The sequence below is a fragment of the Streptomyces sp. NPDC002690 genome (genome assembly GCF_053592415.1).
Genome location: NZ_JBSFVR010000136.1, coordinates 1 through 18,540, shown reverse-complemented (window position 1 = coordinate 18,540; position 18,540 = coordinate 1). Strand labels below are relative to the sequence as shown.

The following is an 18,540-nucleotide window of genomic DNA, read 5'->3' as shown; positions in this document are numbered from 1 at the left end:
GTCAAGGAGGAAGAGCTGGGACAGCTCCACTCCGCCATAGAGGACGTACGTCTCGAAGGCTTCGCACTGCACCTCCCGCTGGACCGCACCGCCGGGTCGCCGCGACGGCCCGGCGCATGGCCGCCTGGGCCCGCGAACACGGCGAACCGTGGGACACGGTTCTGCTCGCCGAGTCCTACCTGCCCGCCGAAGAGGTACGCGAACGCCTGCTCACCGCCGTCCGGCGGCCGGCCGCCGACGACCGGGCGACGGCCTGGCGGCTGCTGGTCCGCAACGCCGGCCGTTCCGGCGAACCCGCCACCGTGCACGCCGTACTCGACGACATGGGGCGGCTGCGCAACGAACAGGAACCCGTGCGCACCGCCGCGCTGCGCGCCCTGCTCGACACCCCGCCCGCCCTCTTCACCGCAGCGTCCGAGCCGCTCCTCGACCGGATCGCCACCGACGCCGTCGAGGCCCGCGACTCCTCCACCGCCACCCGCTCCGCGCTCGGCTCGCTCGCCGTGACCGTCCTGCGCGAACACGCCGTCACCGGGAGCCGGACACTCGTCAGCTGGTCCCTGCGCACCCTCGTCCGGCTCTCCGGCTCCACCGGCGGCGCCGACCTCGGACGACTCGACCGCACCCTGCGCAGGGGCCAGGAACACCAGGTGTTCGAAGCGCTGCGCACCTGGCTGGAGGCGGGCGCGGAGAAGTCCGACTACGGGCTCGTCCTGGCACTGGCCCGGGCGGCCGGACGCCGCGCCGACGGCATGGCCGAACTCCAGGACCTCCTCCGTCAGGCCGTTCTCTACGGTGACGCCCCCACCGCGCGCGCGGCGATCACCCTGTACCTGGCATCTCCCGGGTCCCGCGACGCGCGCGTCGAAGAGGTTCTGGACCGGGACCGCTCCGCCGTCGTGATCCCCGCCGTGTGGCGGGCCGTCGCCGGCCGGCGCACCGACCTGCTGGACGGCGTGCTCGGAGCACCGGTGCCGTCCGGCAGATTCGCCACCCGCGAGGCCGACCGCACGGTGCCGGTCGGACGCGAGACCGTCCGCTGGGTGCCCCGGCAGCAGAAGGCCGCCCTGCGCGGACTGGAGAGGACGGCCGACGACGCCTTGCTGCCGCAGTCGACCCGGGCCACCGCCGTCGCGCGGCTGGCCGCCGTACCGGGAGCGGGTACCGCCGCCCTGCGCGCGAGGACCGGCTCCCCGGACGTGGTCCTGGCCGAAGCGGCCCTCGCCGCCCTGGCCCGTAGCGACCGCCCCGCCGAAGCGCTGGACGAACTGCTCGCCCACGTCGGCGGAGACCGGGCACGGGTCGCCGCCTTCGCGGCGAGCGGGGTGACGCGGTACGTCCGCCCGTCCCGCCTCACCGGAGTGCTCGCCGCGCGGACCGCGCCCGGTACCGGAAAGGTCACCAGCCGCAAGGAGATGGTGCGGCTCGCCGCCGCCCGGCTGCCCCTGGAGCGCGCTGCCGAGGTGGTCGCCGGTGCCTACGCCGAACCCGGCCAGCACCCGGACGTACGGGCCGCCTGCGTCGCCTTCGCACCCGGACTGCTCGGCGCGGAGCGGATCTGGGAGGTGCTGGCCGACGCGGCGGGCAGCGACACGGCGGTGCTGCGCGGGGCCGTGCTGCGTACCGCCCCCGCCGGGCTGCCGGAACGGCACAGGGCCCGGTTCGCCCGGCTGGTCCAGGAGGTGAGCACCGCCGCGGATCCCGAGCAGGCCGCCACAGCCCACCGGGCGCTGGCCCAGTGGCTGCCCTGGGCTCCCGGGGCGAGCGAGGTGTTGCTCGCCGCCGTGACCGACCTCGACCGCCAGGGTGGCTGGACGGCCGCGGCCGACGCCCTCACCGCTGTGGCGGCGGCGAGCCCCGAGGCGGCCGACGCCCTGAACCGTACGTTCACCATGCTGGCCACCGACGACACGGCGGACGACGCGGGCGCCGACCGTGACCGGCCGGGCCGCCAGCGCCTCGTCCACATGGTGCGGGCGCTGTCCGGGAAGTACGCACCGCCGACCGAGGCGGAGCGCGCCGTGCTCGTCGGCGCGGCGGACCGCCTCGCCGGACACCGCGACACCGTCCCGCAGGCCGCCGCTTTGCTGGTCCGGGCGATCGACCCGCACGCCGACGCGGACCGGCTGCACGCGGGCCTCGTCCGGCTCGCCGCCCTGCACGACGGGCGGCCGGCACTCGCCGCCAGAACCGCCCGCACCCTCCTCGGCCATCTCGTGAACGCGCGCCGGTACGGAGGCGGGGACCCTGAGGTCCTCCTCACGGTGGCGGGCCGGCTCAGCGCGAGGGGCGGCGACCCCGCGCAGGGACTGTTCGCCGTCGCGCTCACGGTGGCGGGCGGCCGGCGCACCGGGTGGACCGCCCCCTGGCGCACCCAGCTGCGGATGCTGCGCCAGCACACGGCGGCGGACGTCCGGGACGCCGCGTACGAGGAGTGGACCGCGCCGGAGTGAGGCCCGGCGCGGGAGGGGCGTACCGGCGGCGGCCGGTACGCGGGCCTCAGCGCCCGCGCGCCGCCATGCGGGCCTTGCGGGCCGCGAGCTTCTCGTCGAACTTCGACGCCTCGCTGTCCAGACCGCCCATGTACAGGCCGAGCTCCTCCTGCGCCTGGAGCCCCTCCGGGCCGAGCCCGTCGATGTCCAGGACCTTGAGGTAGCGCAGCACGGGCTGGATCACGTCGTCGTGGTGGATGCGCATGTTGTAGATCTCGCCGATCGCCATCTGCGCGGCGGCCCGCTCGAAACCGGGCATGCCGTGTCCGGGCATCCGGAAGTTGACGACCACGTCCCGGACGGCCTGCATGGTGAGGTCCGGGGCGAGCTCGAAGGCGGCGCCCAGGAGGTTCCGGTAGAACACCATGTGCAGGTTCTCGTCGGTGGCGATGCGCGCGAGCATCCGGTCGCAGACCGGGTCGCCCGACTGGTGGCCGGTGTTGCGGTGCGAGACGCGGGTGGCCAGTTCCTGGAAGGCGACGTACGCGACGGAGTGCAGCATCGAGTGCCGGTTGTCGGACTCGAACCCCTCCGCCATGTGCGCCATCCGGAACTGCTCCAGCTTGTCCGGGTCCACCGCGCGCGAGGTCAGGAGGTAGTCGCGCATCACGATGCCGTGGCGGCCCTCCTCGGCCGTCCAGCGGTGCACCCAGGTGCCCCAGGCGCCGTCGCGGCCGAAGAGCGAGGCGATCTCGTGGTGGTAGCTGGGGAGGTTGTCCTCGGTCAGCAGGTTGACGACGAGGGCGATCTTGCCGATGTCCGTGACCTTCGACTGGTCCGGCGCCCACGCCTCGCCGTCGTCGAAGACGCCCGGGAAGTTACGGCCGTCGGAGAACGGCACGTACTCGTGGGGCATCCAGTCCTTGGCGACCTTGAGATGGCGGTTGAGTTCCTTCTCCACCACCTCTTCCAGCGCGTACAGCAGCTGGGCGTCGGTCCACGCCTTCGAACTGCCGAGGTGGGGAGAGGTGATCGTCACGGGTGCTCCTGGGGACGGGAGATTTACCTACGGCTTCGTAGGTTACGTGTCCGTAGGTTAAGGCCCGGTAAGCCCTCAGCCAAGCCTGGCCCGTGCCAAAGCCGCACTCCGGGGCCTTCCGGACGGGCCCCGGGCCGGCCGGGCGGGGGCGGTCCGGCTCCGGTCCGGAGTGGTCCGGTCCGTTCCCCCGCTCAGCGACTGTCGCCCAGGAGGTCCGCCAGGGCCCGGTCGAGGTCCAGGAACCGGTGCTCGTCGCCGGCCGGTACCAACTCCTGTACGCGACCGAGGAATCGGCGCAGCTCCGAAGTGCGGACGTGCACCATCGCGACACCCTCCGCGGCATGGAACTCGAGCGCGGTCCGCTCCTCGCCGAAGGGCCGCACCCGTACGTCTCCGACCCCGGCGGGCTCGTCCACGCCCCGGGCCAGCAGATCCCGGGAGAACTCCCACGAGACCTCCGTGCCCTCCAGCGTGGCCCGGGCGGGAAAGGCGATCCGGACGGCGTACGGATTCTCGCGGTCGTACCGCAGCGTGGCGGCCAGCGTCGCCATCCGCGGAACGGCCGCGACCATGCGGGCCTGTACGGGCTGCTCGATAAGGCTGGACAAGACCTGCTCCCTCGCACGGCTGGACGAACGGACTCCGGCACTGGAGTAGACGACGGAACGCCGCGATCCGTGCACCGACCCGGGGCGTGAGGTGTGTCACCGCCGATTTCCCCGACGCTGATCAACTGCCCGGGAAGCGCCGGCCCATCCCGGGCCGGGGGACCCGGTTGGCCAGGCACGACGGTGCGGGGGAGCTCCGGCCCCGACCGGTCGCCCAGGTCTCCCCGCCGCGGGGACAGGGCCCGCGAACGTCCCATCGGCGGAGAGTCGTGACATCGCGGTACGCCTCGGGCGGAAAGCCCCGGCACACGCCGGTCGCCCCTCGGCCCGGCCCCGCCCCCGGGGCCGCCGAGGAACGCAGGCGGACGGTCAGCACACGTCGAGCAGCCCGTGCTCCCGCACGACATCGAGCGACAGGGTGCGGTAGCCGACCGTCTCGAAGAGGACGGTCAGACTCCGGTCCTCCTCGTTCATCACCGAACCCTCGCCCCAGTGCTGGTGCCGGACCCGGGTGCCGGGACGGTAGGGGTGGCTGCCCTCGGTCGTCGTCGTGCCGGTCCGGGCGGGTATCCGCCCTCCCGTACCGGCCAGGATCGCGGGACCGGGTTCCGCGCCCTCCCGGGACAGCTCGGCCGCTCCGCACAGGTCGCAGGAGCCGCACCCCTCGGAGTCGCTCCGCACCTGTCCGAAGTAACCGAGGAGAAAACGACGCCGGCAGCCGGTGGTCTCCGCGTAACCGCGCATCATGTCCACCCGGGAGCGTTCGAGCTGCTGGTGGGCGTCGCCCAGTGCGACCGCCCGCCGCGCGGCGCGGGCCGGATCGACGCCCGGGACCGGCTCCACGTCGCCCTGACTGGTCGTGCGTACCGCGTCGACCTGCTCCAGGAGATTGACGACCGACGTCAGACGGCTCGCCGTCAGGTTCGTTTCGGCCCGCAGGTCGCTGGGGGGCAGGGGTCCGTCGTGCTCCGCCAGCGTGCGTGCCACCTGGGTGACGGTGTCCGGGTCCGGGCGGCCCGCCGCGAAGAAGCGCTGAAGACCGAGGTCCTGCGGCCGGTACGCGAGGATCGCGCGGGACTGTTCGCCGTCCCGTCCGGCCCGGCCTATCTCCTGGTAGTAGGCGTCCAGGGACCCGGGGACGGAGGCGTGGAGCACGAAGCGCACGTCCGGCTTGTCGATACCCATCCCGAAAGCGGAGGTCGCCACCACGACGTCGAGCTCACCCGACAGGAAGCGGTCGTGCACCTCGCCGCGTTTCTGTGCGGGAAGCCCCGCGTGGTACGCCGCGACATCCAGCCCGAGCAGGCTCAGCTCGTCCGCGTACTGCTCCGCCTCGCGCCGCGTGGCCGCATAGACGAGCCCCGGTTTGGGCTCCGCCGCAGCGCGCTCGACCACTGCCCGGGCCTTCACCGCAGCGTCCTGAAAGGGGATCACCTCCAAATGGATGTTGGGGCGGTCGAAGCCGGTGACGACTTCCCGCACGTCCCGCATCCTCAGGTGCGCGATGATGTCGGCCCGTACCGGGGCGGCGGCGCTCGCCGTCAGGGCCAGCACCGGGGGACGCCCGATCCGTTCGAGCACCTGGCCGAGCCGCAGGTACTCGGGCCGGAAGTCGTGGCCCCAGGAGGACACGCACTGCGCCTCGTCGACGACGAACAGGGCGGGCTCCGCGGCCGCGAGCTGTTCGATCACCTCGTCCTTCGCCAACTGCTCCGGGGCGAGGAAGAGGAAGTCGACGTCACCGTCGCTGATCCTGTCCCACACCGCGGCGTTCTCGTCCCCGCTCTGCGTCGAGTTCACCGCCGCCGCGTCCGTCCCCGCGCGACGCAGCAGCCCTTGGACCTGGTCACGTTGGAGCGCGATGAGCGGCGACACCACGACGGTCGGACCCGGCAGCAGTACACCCGGAACCTGGTACACGGCCGACTTCCCGGCGCCCGTGGGCATCACCACCAGGGTGTCCCGCCGTTCCATCACGGCTTCCATCGCCATCGTCTGCTCCGGCCGCAACCGGTCCCAGCCGAACACATTCCGCGCGGTGTCCCGAAGACGACGCGAATCAGCGACCACCATGACACTCCTCGACGCGGACTGGGCAGAACCCGCGAGCCGGGGGTTCTTCGTGGGCTCCTCGTACCCCGCTTGAGGCGGGGCAGACAGGTGACCGGCCGCCCCGACGAGTCGCCCCGTCGCGGGCCCTGTTCCGCTGCCCGGGGCCCGCGCCGGCAACGGGTGTGCCCTAGGCTCGGCCCCCATGATCCCGTTCGTCGTACCCGCCGACGCCGCCGAGGCGCGCGCCGTTCAGGACCGCCTGCGCGACCGGGTGGTGACCGAGGACTTCGGACCGGCGCCCGGCTCGGGCCACGCCACCGGGGTGGATGTCGCCTACGACGACGAGCGGGACCTCGTCGTCGCGGCGGCCGTCGTGCTGGACGCCGCCACCCTCGACGTGGTCGCCGAGGCCACCGCGGTGGGCCGCGTCACCTTCCCGTACGTCCCCGGGCTGCTGGCCTTCCGGGAGATCCCCACGGTGCTGGCCGCGCTGGAGTCGCTGACCGCCGACCCCGGTCTCGTCGTCTGTGACGGATACGGGCTGGCGCACCCCCGCCGGTTCGGACTCGCCAGCCACCTGGGGGTGTTGACCGGACTTCCCGTCATCGGTGTCGCCAAGAACCCGTTCACCTTCGCCCACGAGCAGCCCGGCCCGAGGCGCGGCGACTTCTCCCCGCTGCTCGACGGTACGGAGGAGGTCGGCCGGGCCCTGCGCACCCGGGACGGCGTCAAACCGGTGTTCGTCTCCGTGGGGCACCGCAGCACGCTGGACACGGCCTGCGCCCACACCCTGGCGCTGACCCGGGGGTTCCGCCAGCCCGAGACCACCCGCAGGGCCGACGCGCTCTGCCGTCGCGCCCTGCGGGAGGCGGCCGCCTGACGAGGGAGCCCTCCGCTTCGGGTTCCTTCCACTCGGGGCCGTCCGCTTCGCGGGCCCGTCAGCGCCGGGCCGCCACCCGGAAGCCCAGGCCCGAGGCCCTCAGCCGCTCCAACAGGGCATCGCCCATGGCCACCGCCGTGGTCACCTGGCCCGCGGTCTCCGGAAGATCGTCCAGGGCGAGGCAGAGCGCTGCCTCGCCGAGCATCCGCGCCGTCTCGTCGTACCCCGGGTCGCCGCCCGAGACCTCGGTGAAGACCCGCCGTCCGCCACCCTCCCCGACGAACCGGACGGTGAACCGGCTCCGCTTCCGGCGCTCCTCGCCGGGCCCCTCGCCCGGTCGGTAACGAGACGTCAGCCATGCTCGTGCGAAGGGCAGTTGAGCCGCACCGACCAGACCCATCGCGCCCGCCGCGCCGCCCAGCGCGACCGGCAGACGCTTCACCGAGGCGAAGTGCCGGTAGCGGAAGTCGGGGCCGTAGCATTCCAGCGCCCGCGCCGAACGGCCCACGATCTGCGGGTCCACGGTCGGCAGCGGCAGGGCCCAGGTCCCGGTCTCCCCGCTGAAGTGCGGTGCTCCCAGGGGGGTTCGGACGCGACGGCCGGTGAGCCGGGGTTCGCGCTCCCGGCGCTCACGGGCGGCGGCCAGCATCTGCGGTCCCCGGCCCATCGCGTGCACCGCCGAGGCGAACGTCCCCCCGGAGAAGACTGCGTGTGTGCGGACGAAGGCGTCGACCGTGAGCGGCACGCCCGCGGGCAACTGACGGACGGTGAAGTACGCGCCGAGGTCGTGGGGTACGGAGTCGAACCCGCAGGCGTGCACCAGGCGCGCCCCGGTCCTCCGGGCGGTCGCGTCGTGACCGAGCCAGGTCCGGTCGATGAACTCGGCCTCGCCGGTGAGATCCGCGTAGTCCGTCCCCGCCCGGGCGCAGGCCGCCACGAGCGTGTTCCCATGGACGAGAAAGGGCCCGACGGTGGTGGCCACCACCCGTGCGGACAGGGCGAGTTCACGCAGTGCGGTGGAGTCTTCGGCATCGGCGACGAGAACCGCGGGTTCGGGGCCCGGTCCGGCGAGTTCCCCGCGCAGCCGCTCCAGCCTCTCCCGGCTGCGCCCGGCGAGCGCCCAGCGCAGGCCCTCGGGGGCGTGGGCCGCGAGATACGCGGCGGTCAGGGTGCCGACGAAGCCGGTGGCGCCGTACAGGACGACGTCGTAAGGGCGTTCAGATCCGTGATGCCTCTTCAATGCGTGCCTCCGATGGGGCCGGCTCCGGGTGGGTGGCCGCCGAGGGTAGACCCGCGACCGGGGGCACGTGAACCACTCCGGTCGCCGGCACCGCCGGGTGACGCGTGGCATTCGGCGCGGAACGGCGCGTGACGGTGCACCATGGGAAGCGCAGAAACTAAGCGGTCGCTCTGCCGAAAGGCTTGTGCGGAGCGGCGGTCGTTCTTAGCATCGTCGATGTTACATCGGTTGTGTCACACCGCTGGGGGCTTGATGGCTACGACGGAGAACGGCCCTCTCTCGGGAGTGCGGGTGGTCGAACTGGCGGGCATCGGTCCCGGCCCGTTCGCCGCGATGACGCTGGCCGACCTCGGCGCGGACGTGGTCCGGGTGGACCGGCCCGGTGGCGCGGTGCTCGGCATCGACCCGGCCCGCGACCTGACCAACCGGAACAAGCGCTCCGTCCTGCTCGACCTCAAGACGGAAGCGGGCACCGCAGCCGTCCTCGCTCTCGCCGAACGCGCCGACATCCTGATCGAGGGGTACCGCCCCGGGGTCGCCGAACGGCTCGGGGTGGGCCCCGACGCCTGCCTCGGCCGCAACCCCCGGCTCGTCTACGGGCGGATGACCGGCTGGGGCCAGGACGGCCCGCTCGCCCAGCGTGCCGGACACGACGTCGCCTACCTCGCGCCCACCGGCACCCTCTCCATGATCGGCCGTCCCGGCGAGCCCCCGGCCGTCCCGGCCAACCTGCTCGGCGACTACGCGGGCGGCTCCCTCTACCTCGTCGTCGGCGTGCTGGCCGCCCTCCAGTACGCCCGCACGCCCGGCGGGAGCGGCCAAGTCGTGGACGCGGCGATCGTCGACGGCGCCGCCCACCTCGCCACCATGATCCACGGCATGCTGGCGGCCGGTGCCTGGCAGGACCGGCGCGGCTCCAACCTTCTCGACGGAGGCTGCCCCTTCTACGGCACGTACGCGACTTCCGACGGCGAGGCGATGGCGGTCGGACCGCTGGAACAGCGGTTCTACGACGAGTTCGTGGCGCTCCTCGGCATCGCCGCCACGGTGCCCGACCGTGCGGACCTCGCCCGGTGGGACGAGCTGCGCACCGTGGTCGCGGACCGGTTCCGTACCCGTACCCGGGCCGAGTGGACCGAGGTGTTCGAGGGCACCGACGCCTGCGTCGCCCCGGTCCTCTCCCTGCGCGAGGCCCCCGGACACCCGCATCTCGCCGCCCGCGCCACCTTCGTGGAACACGCCGGGATCACCCAGCCCGCCCCCGCCCCGCGCTTCTCCGCCACCCCCACCGCCGTACGGAGCGCCCCCGCCCTGCCCGGTACCGGCACCGAGTCGGTGGCGGCGGACTGGGGCGTACCGGAACTCCTCGGCGAGCCGCCGAAGGGGGCGTCGTGACCCAGGGCGCCCCGCGCACCACGGCCACCGGCACCGTGCCGGACCGGCCGGCCCGCACCGATGCGAAGCCACCCCAGGAGGCCCGGTGAAACGGCAGATCTTCGCCGCCGAGCACGACGCGTTCCGCGAGACCGTCCGCACCTTCCTCGCCAAGGAGGTCCTGCCGCACTACGAACAGTGGGAGCGGGACGGCATCGTCTCGCGTGAGGCGTGGCGTGCGGCGGGCCGGCAGGGGCTGCTCGGCCTCGCGGTTCCCGAGGAGTTCGGCGGAGGCGGCAACGACGACTTCCGCTACAGCGCCGTACTGGCCGAGGAGTTCACCCGGGCGGGCGTCAGCGGCCTCGCCCTCGGCCTGCACAACGACATAGTCGGGCCCTATCTCACCGGGCTCTCCACCCCGGAGCAGAAACGGCGCTGGCTGCCCGGCTTCTGCTCGGGCGAGATCATCACCGCCATCGCCATGACCGAACCGGGGGCCGGCTCCGACCTCCAGGGCATCCGCACGACCGCCGAAGACCGGGGCGACCACTGGCTGCTCAACGGCTCCAAGACCTTCATCTCCAACGGCATCCTCGCCGACCTGGTGGTCGTCGTCGCCCGCACGTCACCGGAGGGCGGGGCGAAGGGGCTCTCGCTGCTGGTCGTCGAACGTGGCGCGGCGGGCTTCGAACGCGGCCGGAACCTGGAGAAGATCGGCCAGAAGTCCCAGGACACCGCCGAGCTCTTCTTCCACGACGTCCGCGTCCCCAAGGAGAACCTCCTCGGCGAACTCGACGGCGGATTCCTCCACCTGATGACCAACCTGGCCCAGGAGCGCATGGGCATCGCGGTCGCCGGCATCGCCGCCGCCGAACACCTGCTGGAGATCACCACCCGGTACGTCAAGGAGCGCGAGGCGTTCGGACGGCCGCTCGCGAAGCTCCAGCACGTCCGCTTCGAGATCGCCGAGATGGCCACCGAGTGCGCCGTCACCCGTACCTTCCTCGACCGGTGCGTCGTCGAGCACTCGGAGGGGACGCTCGACGCGGTGCACGCCTCGATGGCCAAGTGGTGGGCGACCGAACTCCAGAAGCGGGTGGCCGACCGCTGCCTCCAACTGCACGGCGGATACGGCTACATGGCGGAGTTCCCGGTGGCCAGGGCCTTCACCGACGGACGCATCCAGACAATCTACGGCGGGACGACCGAGATCATGAAGGAGATCATCGGCCGCTCCCTGCTGTCCTGAGCCCGCTCTCGGCCGTCCTGGGCCCCGGACGTCCTCCCACACCCGGCATTGTCGAAATCCCGCCCTCCGAAAGGCTGTTGTCTTGAGTACCGAAGCGTTCGTCTACGACGCGATCCGCACCCCGCGCGGTCGCGGCAAGGCCAATGGTGCCCTGCACGGCACCAAGCCGATCGACCTGGTCGTCGGCCTCATCCACGAGATCCGCGCCCGCTTCCCCGGACTCGACCCGGCGGCCATCGACGACATCGTCCTCGGCGTCGTCAGCCCCCTCGGCGACCAGGGCTCCGACATCGCACGCATCGCGGCCATCGCGGCGGGGCTCCCCGACTCCGTCGCCGGCGTTCAGGAGAACCGCTTCTGCGCCTCCGGCCTCGAAGCCGTCAACCTCGCCGCCGCGAAGGTCCGTTCGGGCTGGGAGGACCTCGTCCTCGCCGGCGGTGTCGAGTCCATGTCCCGCGTACCCATGGGCTCGGACGGCGGCGCCTGGGCGATGGACCCGATGACCAGCTTCGAGACCGGCTTCGCCCCGCAGGGCATCGGCGCCGACCTCATCGCCACCATCGAGGGATTCTCCCGCCGCGACGTCGACGAGTACGCCGCCCTCTCCCAGGAACGCGCCGCCGAGGCGTGGAAGGAAGGCCGCTTCGGCCGTTCCGTGGTCCCCGTCAAGGACCGCAACGGACTCGTCGTCCTCGACCACGACGAGCACCTGCGCCCCGGCACCACCGCCGACTCGCTCGCCGCCCTCAAGCCCTCCTTCGCCACCATCGGCGAGCTGGGCGGCTTCGACGCGGTGGCCCTCCAGAAGTACCACTGGGTCGAGAAGATCGACCACGTCCACCACGCGGGGAACTCCTCCGGGATCGTGGACGGCGCCGCGCTCGTCGCGATCGGCTCGAAGGAGGTCGGTGAGCGCTACGGCCTCACCCCGCGCGCCCGGATCGTCTCCGCCGCCGTCTCCGGCTCCGAGCCCACCATCATGCTCACCGGACCCGCCCCCGCCTCCCGCAAGGCGCTCGCCAAGGCCGGACTGACCATCGACGACATCGACCTCGTCGAGATCAACGAAGCCTTCGCCGGAGTGGTGCTGCGCTTCGTCCGGGACATGGGCATCGGCCTGGACAAGGTCAACGTCAACGGCGGAGCCATCGCGCTCGGCCACCCCCTCGGCGCCACCGGCGCGATGATCCTCGGCACCATCGTCGACGAACTGGAACGGCGCGACCTGCGGTACGGACTCGTCACGCTCTGCGTGGGCGGCGGCATGGGCGTCGCCACCGTCGTCGAACGCGTCTGACCGGCCCCGTCCCCCCGCCACGCCCGCCTGCCTGCCTACGGAGAAGACACCCCATGACCGAGAGCACGACCATCCGCTGGGAAGAGGACGGGACCGGCGTCGTCACCCTCGTCCTCGACGACCCCGACCAGTCCGCCAACACGATGAACCCGGCGTTCACCCGGTCCGTCGCGGCCGTCGCCGACCGCGCCGAAGCCGAGAAGGAGAACATCCGCGGCATCATCGTCACCTCCGCGAAGAAGACCTTCTTCGCCGGGGGAGACCTCAAGGAGATGATCAAGGCCCGGCCCGAGGACGCCCAGGCGGTCTTCGACACCGGGATGGGCATCAAGCGGGCCCTGCGCCGCATCGAGACCCTCGGCATCCCGGTGGTCGCCGCCATCAACGGCACGGCGCTCGGCGGCGGTTACGAGATCGCGCTCGCCTGCCACCACCGGATCGCGCTGGACGCCCCCGGCTCCCGCATCGGCCTCCCCGAGGTCACCCTCGGCCTGCTCCCGGCGGGCGGCGGCGTGACCCGTACCGTACGTCTGATGGGCATCGCCGACGCGCTGCTCAAGGTGCTGCTCCAGGGCACCCGGTACACCCCGGCCCGCGCCCTGGAGAACGGCCTCGTCCACGAAGTGGCCGCCACCCGCGAGGAGATGCTGGAGAAGGCCCGCGCCTTCATCGACGCGCACCCCGAGTCCCAGCAGCCCTGGGACGTGAAGGGGTACCGGATTCCCGGCGGCACCCCGTCCAACCCCCGGTTCGCCGCCAACCTCCCGGCCTTCCCCGCCAACCTCAAGAAGCAGATCGCCGGCGCACCGATGCCCGCGCCCCGCAACATCCTGGCGGCGGCCGTCGAGGGCTCGCAGGTCGACTTCGAGACCGCGCAGACCATCGAGGCGCGGTACTTCACCGAGCTGGTCACCGGCCAGGTCGCCAAGAACATGATGCAGGCGTTCTTCTTCGACCTCCAGGCCGTCAACTCCGGTGCCAGCCGCCCCGAGGGCGTCCCGCCCCGCACGGTCCGCAAGGTCGCCGTGCTCGGCGCCGGGATGATGGGCGCCGGCATCGCCTACTCCTGCGCCCGCGCCGGAATCGAGGTCGTCCTCAAGGACGTCACCGCCGAGGCCGCCGCGAAGGGCAAGGCGTACAGCGAGAAGCTGTTGGCCAAGGCGCTCTCCCGGGGACGCACGACCGAGGCCGCCCGCGACGAACTGCTCGCCCGGATCACCCCGACCGGCGACCCTGCCGACCTCGCCGGCTGCGACGCCGTCATCGAGGCCGTCTTCGAGGACACCGCCCTCAAGCACAAGGTGTTCCAGGAGATCCAGGACCTCGTCGCCCCCGACGCGCTGCTCTGTTCCAACACCTCCACGCTGCCCATCACCGTCCTCGCCGAGGGCGTCACCCGGCCCGCGGACTTCGTCGGGCTGCACTTCTTCTCGCCGGTCGACAAGATGCCGCTGGTCGAGATCATCAAGGGCGCGGCCACCGGCGACGAGGCACTCGCCCGCGCCTTCGACCTGGTCCGCCAGATCCAGAAGACCCCGATCGTCGTCAACGACTCGCGCGGCTTCTTCACCTCGCGCGTCATCGGCCACTTCATCAACGAGGGCGTCGCGATGGTCGGCGAGGGCATCGAGCCCGCCTCCGTCGAACAGGCCGCCGCCCAGGCCGGCTACCCGGCCAAGGTCCTCTCCCTGATGGACGAGCTGACCCTCACCCTGCCCCGCAAGATCCGCATCGAGACCCGGCGCGCGATCGAGGAGTCCGGCGGAAGCTGGACCCCGCACCCCTCCGACGCGGTGGTGGACCGCATGGTCGAGGAGTTCGAGCGGCCGGGACGCAGCGGGGGCGCCGGGTTCTACGAGTACGACGAGTCCGGCCGGCGCGGTGCGCTCTGGCCGGGGCTGCGCGAGCACTTCGGCAAGGCCGACGCCGCGATCCCGTTCGAGGACATGAAGGAGCGGATGCTCTTCTCCGAGGCCCTGGACAGCGTCCGCTGCCTCGACGAGAACGTCCTCGTCTCCGTCGCCGACGCCAACATCGGCTCCATCATGGGCATCGGCTTCCCCCCGTGGACCGGCGGCGTGCTCGGTTACGTCAACGGGTACGAGGGCGGCCTGCCCGGCTTCGTGGCCCGCGCCCGCGAACTCGCCGAACGGTACGGAGACCGCTTCCTGCCGCCCGCCCGACTGGTGGAGATGGCGGAGCGGGGCGAGACCTTCCACGACTGAGCCCCGTCCCGGGAGGTGGTCCGCCCCGCGGCCGGCCACCTCCCGGGCGTACGGTCACGACGCCTGGAACGCGGCACGCAGTTCGGCCGTCAGTGACCTCTGGAACGCGGTCACCAGAGCCTGCAACACCAGCGGCTGCATGTGTGCCGAGAGCGACTTCATCGCCGACACGTGCTCCGGGTCCGCCTCCCGCTCCCGGTACGGGCTCCACACCTCGTCCCGGAAGAGCCGCGTCAACTCCGCGGCGGCCGACCGGGTGTGCTCCAGCATGACCCGGTGCGCCCGGAGGATGGTCTCGTGCGCGATCGGCACGTCCAGCAGCTCCACTCCGAGCCGGAGCAGCCCCGGATCGACCCGGTGGACGCCCTCGCGCGACGGGGCGTCGTCCCCTTCGGACCCGTCCACCAGCACCCCCATCGCCGCCAGCCGGTCGAGATCCTCCGTGGTGAGCGGCCGGCCGGCCCGCCGCTCCAGTTCCGGGCCGGTCATCTCCTCGACCCCGTCCGGAGCCCAGGACGCCACCAGCGCCCGGTGGATCGCCAGATCGTGGGCGCTGAGATCCTCCGGCAACTGCTCCAGATACCGTTCGATGGCGGCCAGCGTCATTCCCTGGCGCTGGAGTTCCTCGATCAGCGCCAGCCGTGACAGATGGCCGTGCCCGTAGTGCCCCACCCGGCGAGGGCCGATGACCGGAGGCGGCAACAACCCCCGGGTGCTGTAGAAACGCACCGTGCGCACGGTCACCCCCGCCCGGGCCGCCAGCTCGTCGACGGTGAGGGTCGGCTCCTCGGGCGCGGTCGCCATGTCTGCTCCTCGGTGCCCGGAGACGTCCGGATCGTTCCTGACCGTCCCGGTGCGGCGATCAGGTGCAACAGTATTGCTGTCTCACCACTGTGGTGAAACCCTCGCAAGGGTCGTTGTGGTGGGCGCCCCTACGGTGGGCGCATGTCGGGGATCGATCGTCTGCAGGGCGACGCCACCGCGCCGCAGGCCGAGGGCGTCAAACTGATCGTGCACGTCTGCGACGACCTGGGTGGCTGAGGAAAGGTTCGTACTGGCTCTCTCGCGCCGTCGGCCGGAGCCCGAGGCGGCCCACCGCCGGTGGCACCGCGACCGCGCCGGGAACGGTTTCGCGCTCGGCGCCGTCCGGTTCGTCCAGGTCGACCCGTACGGCTGGTGAGCCGCCATGTTCCGGTCACGGTCCACGACTTCCGGGGGGCGGTTCCCGGAGGGGGTGTGCGTAGGGGCCGCCCGTCGCCCCGCTGCCCGTGCCGCCGACGCGCATCCTGCGATACGGAGCGACGAGGAGTGTTTCCTTGTAGCGCCGCCGGACACACCCTAGGGTGGGGTGACAGGGGGGGGCGCGATGACGGCACCGGCCGACGGCGAGGCACTGGACGAGGAATCGATGGCGAGGGCGCTCGAAGAGACCCCGCCGTACGACGCGTTGAGCGAGCAGATCCTCGACGCGGCCCGCGAGCAGTTCATGACCTTCGGGCTGCGCCGCTCGACCGTCGACGACGTGGCCAGGCGGGCCAAGGTGTCCCGGGTCACGGTGTACCGGCGCATCGGGAACAAGGAGGCCCTGGTCTCCGCTTGTCTGCTGCGCGAATACCGCCGTTTCGTCGGCGAAGTGGACGAGGCGGTGTCCGAACTGCCCTCGGTGGAGGACCGGTTGGTCGCCGGGTTCGTGGCGGTGCTCCGACACGTGCGCGAACACCCCCTCATCGGCGGTCTGCTGAAGCTGGAGCCGGAGGTCATGCTGCCCTTCCTCACGGTGGACAGCGGTCCCGCGTTCCTCGCCATGCGTGACTTCCTCACCGACCGTCTGCATCAGGCCCAGCAGTTGGAGGGCCGACCGGCGACGGACTCGGCGCCCGTCGCGGAGGTGATGGTGCGCATCACCGTCTCCTTCCTCCTCAACCCGCTGAGCTGCTTCGAACTCGACGACGACGAGCAGGTGGCGGCCTTCGCCCGTCGCTGTCTCGTCCCGCTCCTCACGGCCGGATGAGCCCCTCGGGCCGGCGCCGGCCGGGCCGGGGAGCGGGGTGACCGGCGGGTGCCGGCGCCGGCGAACCCTGTGGCGTCTCGTCCGGCAGTGGTTCGACCGGGCGGTTCTGCGCCCAGTGCGGCCCCAGGTCGTCGAGCCGGTAGCCGAAGGGGTAGCTGCGCGGCCGGGGCCGGGACGGCAGCCAGCCGGGCCGGGCGGGCAGCAGCCGTACGCCGCGTGAGCGGGCCCGCACCGCGCGTACGGCAAGGGTCCGGAGCCAGCGCGGCTGCGGGGTGAACCCCAGGGCCCGCAGCAGGGGTTCGTCCAGGAGCGCCAGCGCGAAGCGGGCGACCAGCGGGCGCAGCGGGGACGGGTACCAGCTCGTCATCGTCCGTAACGTGGCGGTGGCGACCCGGCGGTTCGCGGGTGCCGGGGCGAACATCCGCGCCTCGTACGTGTCGAGCAGTGCCTCGAACCCCGCGTAGGTGGCGGGGACCGACTCGATACCCATCATCCGGCCCATGTTCCTGCCCACTTCGGCCAGGGCCTGCACCTCCTGCCGGCACAGGGGGCGCCAGCCGAACCGGTCGATCCAGCGCTTCGGGCCGACGACCGTGGTGGCCAGGACGTAGAGGTAGTCCTCGTTGGGGATGCGGTAGCGGCCGTGGATGCGGTTGAGGTGGCGGGCGGCGGCCCGCCCGCGCTCCGAGTCGAAGCCGTCGGCCGCCATCTCGTAGCCGATCAGCACCGTGTCGTCGTAGCGCTTCTGCCCGTTCCGCTCGAACTCCTGGGTGCGGTCGAGCAGTACGGAGATGCGCGGGACCCCGAAGTCGCGGAGGAACGCGACACTCACGCCCTGCCGGTAGTCCCAGGGGAACTCGTACTGGGACATCAGCCGGAGGATCTCGGCGCAGTCCTGTACGGGGTCCATCCGGCTGATCGCCCTCAGGCGGCTGTAACGGCCCATGATGTGCACCCTCCTGCGGATGTGTGCGGTTCGTCGTACCGACCTGGCGCCCGTGACGTACGCGTCCAACGCCATGGTGATGAGCGGCAGTTGGCAGGACAGGGGCTCCTGGAGTCAATGTTACAAATACTATTGACTTGTTTCATCGAGGCGTCAACGGGCCGAGGTGAATCAGCGGCGGAGGCCCGCCCCTGCCGCGCCGGCACACCGCTCGCATACTGGATGCCGTACCCGTGCGGGCGCGCCGCGATCAGGCGCGGCGCCCGTCCGTGCCCGTCCGTGCCCGCACGTCCGTCCGCCGATCGCTGGGAGCAGCCGTATGAGCAGTCAGGGAACAGGGCGGACGGACCCCGTACCGCCCCCGCCGGGCGGTGTGCTGTGGAGCCTGGCCGGCGACGTCCGGGGTCTGCTGATGTTGCCCGCCGCCCTCACCCTCCAGGTCGCCCACCCCGCCGTGGGCGCGGGCGTCGACGAGCACTCGGTCTTCCGCACCGACCCCTGGGGGCGCGGCGAACGGTCCCTGCGCTCCCTCCAGCTCTGGGTGTACGGAGGTGAGGAAGGTGCTGCGGAAGGGCGGCGGCTGCGCGCCCTGCACCGCACCATCCAGGGCACCGACTCCCGGGGGCGCAGCTATCACGCCCTCACTCCGGCGAACTACGCGTGGGTGCACGCCACCGGCTTTCCGGTCTACCAGCACGCCTCGCGCTACCTCGTACGCCCGCTCACCGACGCCCAGGAGCGTGCGCTGTACCGGGAATGGCTCCAGGTCGGCCGAGTCCTCGGCATCCATGACCGGGACATGCCCCAGACGATCGAGGAGTTCTGGCCCTACTACCGCAAGGTGCTCGCCGAGGAACTTGAGCGCAACGCGGTCGTCGAGGAACTCGTCGCCACCGACCGGCCCGTACCGCCGCCCGACCGGGGGCCCCTGCCGCTGAGGCTCGCCGCACGCGTGCTGTGGCCGGTGATCCTGCCCCCGCTCGCCCGGTTCCGTGCCTTCCTCACGGTCGGCCTGATGCCGCCGGACGCCCGCGCCGCGATCGGCCTGGAATGGACCCCCGCGCAGGAGAGGCGGCTGCGGCGCTTCGGCGCGGTCGTCCGCCGCGTGGTACCGGCTCTTCCCGCCGAGAAGATCGTCAGCGGGGTGGACGAGGACGCGCTCTCGGCACCGACCCCCGGCGAGCTGG

General features: G+C 72.4%; 14 protein-coding genes and 1 pseudogene. 9 read left to right on the top strand and 6 right to left on the bottom strand.

All coding sequences use genetic code 11. The annotated features are described in order from the left end of the window. The first annotated feature begins 116 nt into the window (after positions 1-116). A complete protein-coding gene (locus ACWD3D_RS18580; RefSeq protein WP_451461921.1) occupies positions 117-2,453 on the top strand; it encodes a hypothetical protein in 2,337 nt (778 codons plus the stop codon). 46 nt (positions 2,454-2,499) lie between these two features. Here ACWD3D_RS18580 and ACWD3D_RS18575 read toward each other — a convergent pair whose 3' ends face one another. From ACWD3D_RS18575 to ACWD3D_RS18565, 3 genes are all read right to left on the bottom strand, one after another. Further along, positions 2,500-3,471, bottom strand: coding sequence for an acyl-ACP desaturase (locus tag ACWD3D_RS18575; protein WP_387364242.1), 972 nt, complete (start codon positions 3,469-3,471; stop codon positions 2,500-2,502). A 191-nt stretch (positions 3,472-3,662) separates the two neighbouring features. Further along, complete coding sequence (locus ACWD3D_RS18570) at positions 3,663-4,079, bottom strand: SsgA family sporulation/cell division regulator (RefSeq protein WP_451461919.1); 417 nt, start codon at positions 4,077-4,079, stop codon at positions 3,663-3,665. A 369-nt stretch (positions 4,080-4,448) separates the two neighbouring features. Next, a complete protein-coding gene (locus tag ACWD3D_RS18565; protein ID WP_451461918.1) occupies positions 4,449-6,152 on the bottom strand; it encodes a RecQ family ATP-dependent DNA helicase in 1,704 nt (567 codons plus the stop codon). Positions 6,153-6,333: 181 nt separating this feature from the next. Here ACWD3D_RS18565 and ACWD3D_RS18560 point away from each other — a divergent pair, with 181 nt between their 5' ends. Beyond that, on the top strand, positions 6,334-7,011 hold the full coding sequence (locus ACWD3D_RS18560) for an endonuclease V (protein WP_451461917.1): 678 nt from the start codon (positions 6,334-6,336) through the stop codon (positions 7,009-7,011). Positions 7,012-7,069: 58 nt separating this feature from the next. On the opposite strand, the gene ACWD3D_RS18555 is transcribed toward ACWD3D_RS18560, so the two are convergent. After that, a complete protein-coding gene (locus tag ACWD3D_RS18555; protein WP_451461916.1) occupies positions 7,070-8,251 on the bottom strand; it encodes a saccharopine dehydrogenase family protein in 1,182 nt (393 codons plus the stop codon). Positions 8,252-8,503: 252 nt separating this feature from the next. Here ACWD3D_RS18555 and ACWD3D_RS18550 point away from each other — a divergent pair, with 252 nt between their 5' ends. The 4 genes from ACWD3D_RS18550 to ACWD3D_RS18535 all read left to right on the top strand — a co-directional run bounded on the left by ACWD3D_RS18550 (position 8,504) and on the right by ACWD3D_RS18535 (position 14,396). Beyond that, positions 8,504-9,646 (top strand): CaiB/BaiF CoA transferase family protein, encoded by a 1,143-nt coding sequence (locus tag ACWD3D_RS18550; protein ID WP_451461915.1) that lies wholly within the window; start codon positions 8,504-8,506, stop codon positions 9,644-9,646. 85 nt (positions 9,647-9,731) lie between these two features. Beyond that, the gene (locus ACWD3D_RS18545) at positions 9,732-10,874 is read left to right on the top strand and encodes an acyl-CoA dehydrogenase family protein (protein ID WP_451461914.1); all 1,143 of its coding nucleotides are present in this window, start codon (positions 9,732-9,734) and stop codon (positions 10,872-10,874) included. A gap of 82 nt (positions 10,875-10,956) precedes the next feature. Next, the gene (locus ACWD3D_RS18540; RefSeq protein WP_451461913.1) at positions 10,957-12,171 is read left to right on the top strand and encodes an acetyl-CoA C-acetyltransferase; all 1,215 of its coding nucleotides are present in this window, start codon (positions 10,957-10,959) and stop codon (positions 12,169-12,171) included. Positions 12,172-12,224: 53 nt separating this feature from the next. Then, complete coding sequence (locus ACWD3D_RS18535) at positions 12,225-14,396, top strand: 3-hydroxyacyl-CoA dehydrogenase NAD-binding domain-containing protein (RefSeq protein WP_451461912.1); 2,172 nt, start codon at positions 12,225-12,227, stop codon at positions 14,394-14,396. Positions 14,397-14,450: 54 nt separating this feature from the next. Here ACWD3D_RS18535 and ACWD3D_RS18530 read toward each other — a convergent pair whose 3' ends face one another. Further along, entirely contained in the window at positions 14,451-15,200 is a 750-nt protein-coding gene (locus ACWD3D_RS18530; RefSeq protein WP_451461911.1) for a MerR family transcriptional regulator, read from the bottom strand. 141 nt (positions 15,201-15,341) lie between these two features. Between ACWD3D_RS18530 and ACWD3D_RS18525 the strand changes: the two are divergent. Together ACWD3D_RS18525 and ACWD3D_RS18520 are read left to right on the top strand one after the other, a co-directional pair. Continuing rightward, a pseudogene (locus ACWD3D_RS18525) lies at positions 15,342-15,573 on the top strand (Appr-1-p processing protein); the annotation flags it as partial. Positions 15,574-15,804: 231 nt separating this feature from the next. Further along, positions 15,805-16,407, top strand: coding sequence for a TetR/AcrR family transcriptional regulator (locus ACWD3D_RS18520; protein ID WP_451461920.1), 603 nt, complete (start codon positions 15,805-15,807; stop codon positions 16,405-16,407). On the opposite strand, the gene ACWD3D_RS18515 is transcribed toward ACWD3D_RS18520, so the two are convergent. Further along, positions 16,394-17,353, bottom strand: coding sequence for an oxygenase MpaB family protein (locus ACWD3D_RS18515; RefSeq protein ID WP_451461910.1), 960 nt, complete (start codon positions 17,351-17,353; stop codon positions 16,394-16,396). The two genes, ACWD3D_RS18520 and ACWD3D_RS18515, sit on opposite strands and share 14 nt — an antisense overlap. A 319-nt stretch (positions 17,354-17,672) precedes the next feature. On the opposite strand from ACWD3D_RS18515, the gene ACWD3D_RS18510 reads away from it, so the two are divergent. Further along, positions 17,673-18,540: oxygenase MpaB family protein (locus tag ACWD3D_RS18510; protein WP_451461909.1), on the top strand; the 868-nt coding region annotated here is incomplete at its 3' end.

Bases quoted from the DNA above. Each gene is read 5' to 3' on its own strand.
- ACWD3D_RS18580 (WP_451461921.1), top strand. From the start codon at position 117: ATGGCCGCCTGGGCCCGCGAACACGGCGAACCGTGGGACACGGTTCTG.
- ACWD3D_RS18565 (WP_451461918.1), bottom strand. From the start codon at position 6,152: ATGGTGGTCGCTGATTCGCGTCGTCTTCGGGACACCGCGCGGAATGTG.
- ACWD3D_RS18560 (WP_451461917.1), top strand. From the start codon at position 6,334: ATGATCCCGTTCGTCGTACCCGCCGACGCCGCCGAGGCGCGCGCCGTT.
- ACWD3D_RS18550 (WP_451461915.1), top strand. From the start codon at position 8,504: ATGGCTACGACGGAGAACGGCCCTCTCTCGGGAGTGCGGGTGGTCGAA.
- ACWD3D_RS18535 (WP_451461912.1), top strand. From the start codon at position 12,225: ATGACCGAGAGCACGACCATCCGCTGGGAAGAGGACGGGACCGGCGTC.
- ACWD3D_RS18530 (WP_451461911.1), bottom strand. From the start codon at position 15,200: ATGGCGACCGCGCCCGAGGAGCCGACCCTCACCGTCGACGAGCTGGCG.
- ACWD3D_RS18520 (WP_451461920.1), top strand. From the start codon at position 15,805: ATGGCGAGGGCGCTCGAAGAGACCCCGCCGTACGACGCGTTGAGCGAG.
- ACWD3D_RS18515 (WP_451461910.1), bottom strand. From the start codon at position 17,353: ATGGGCCGTTACAGCCGCCTGAGGGCGATCAGCCGGATGGACCCCGTA.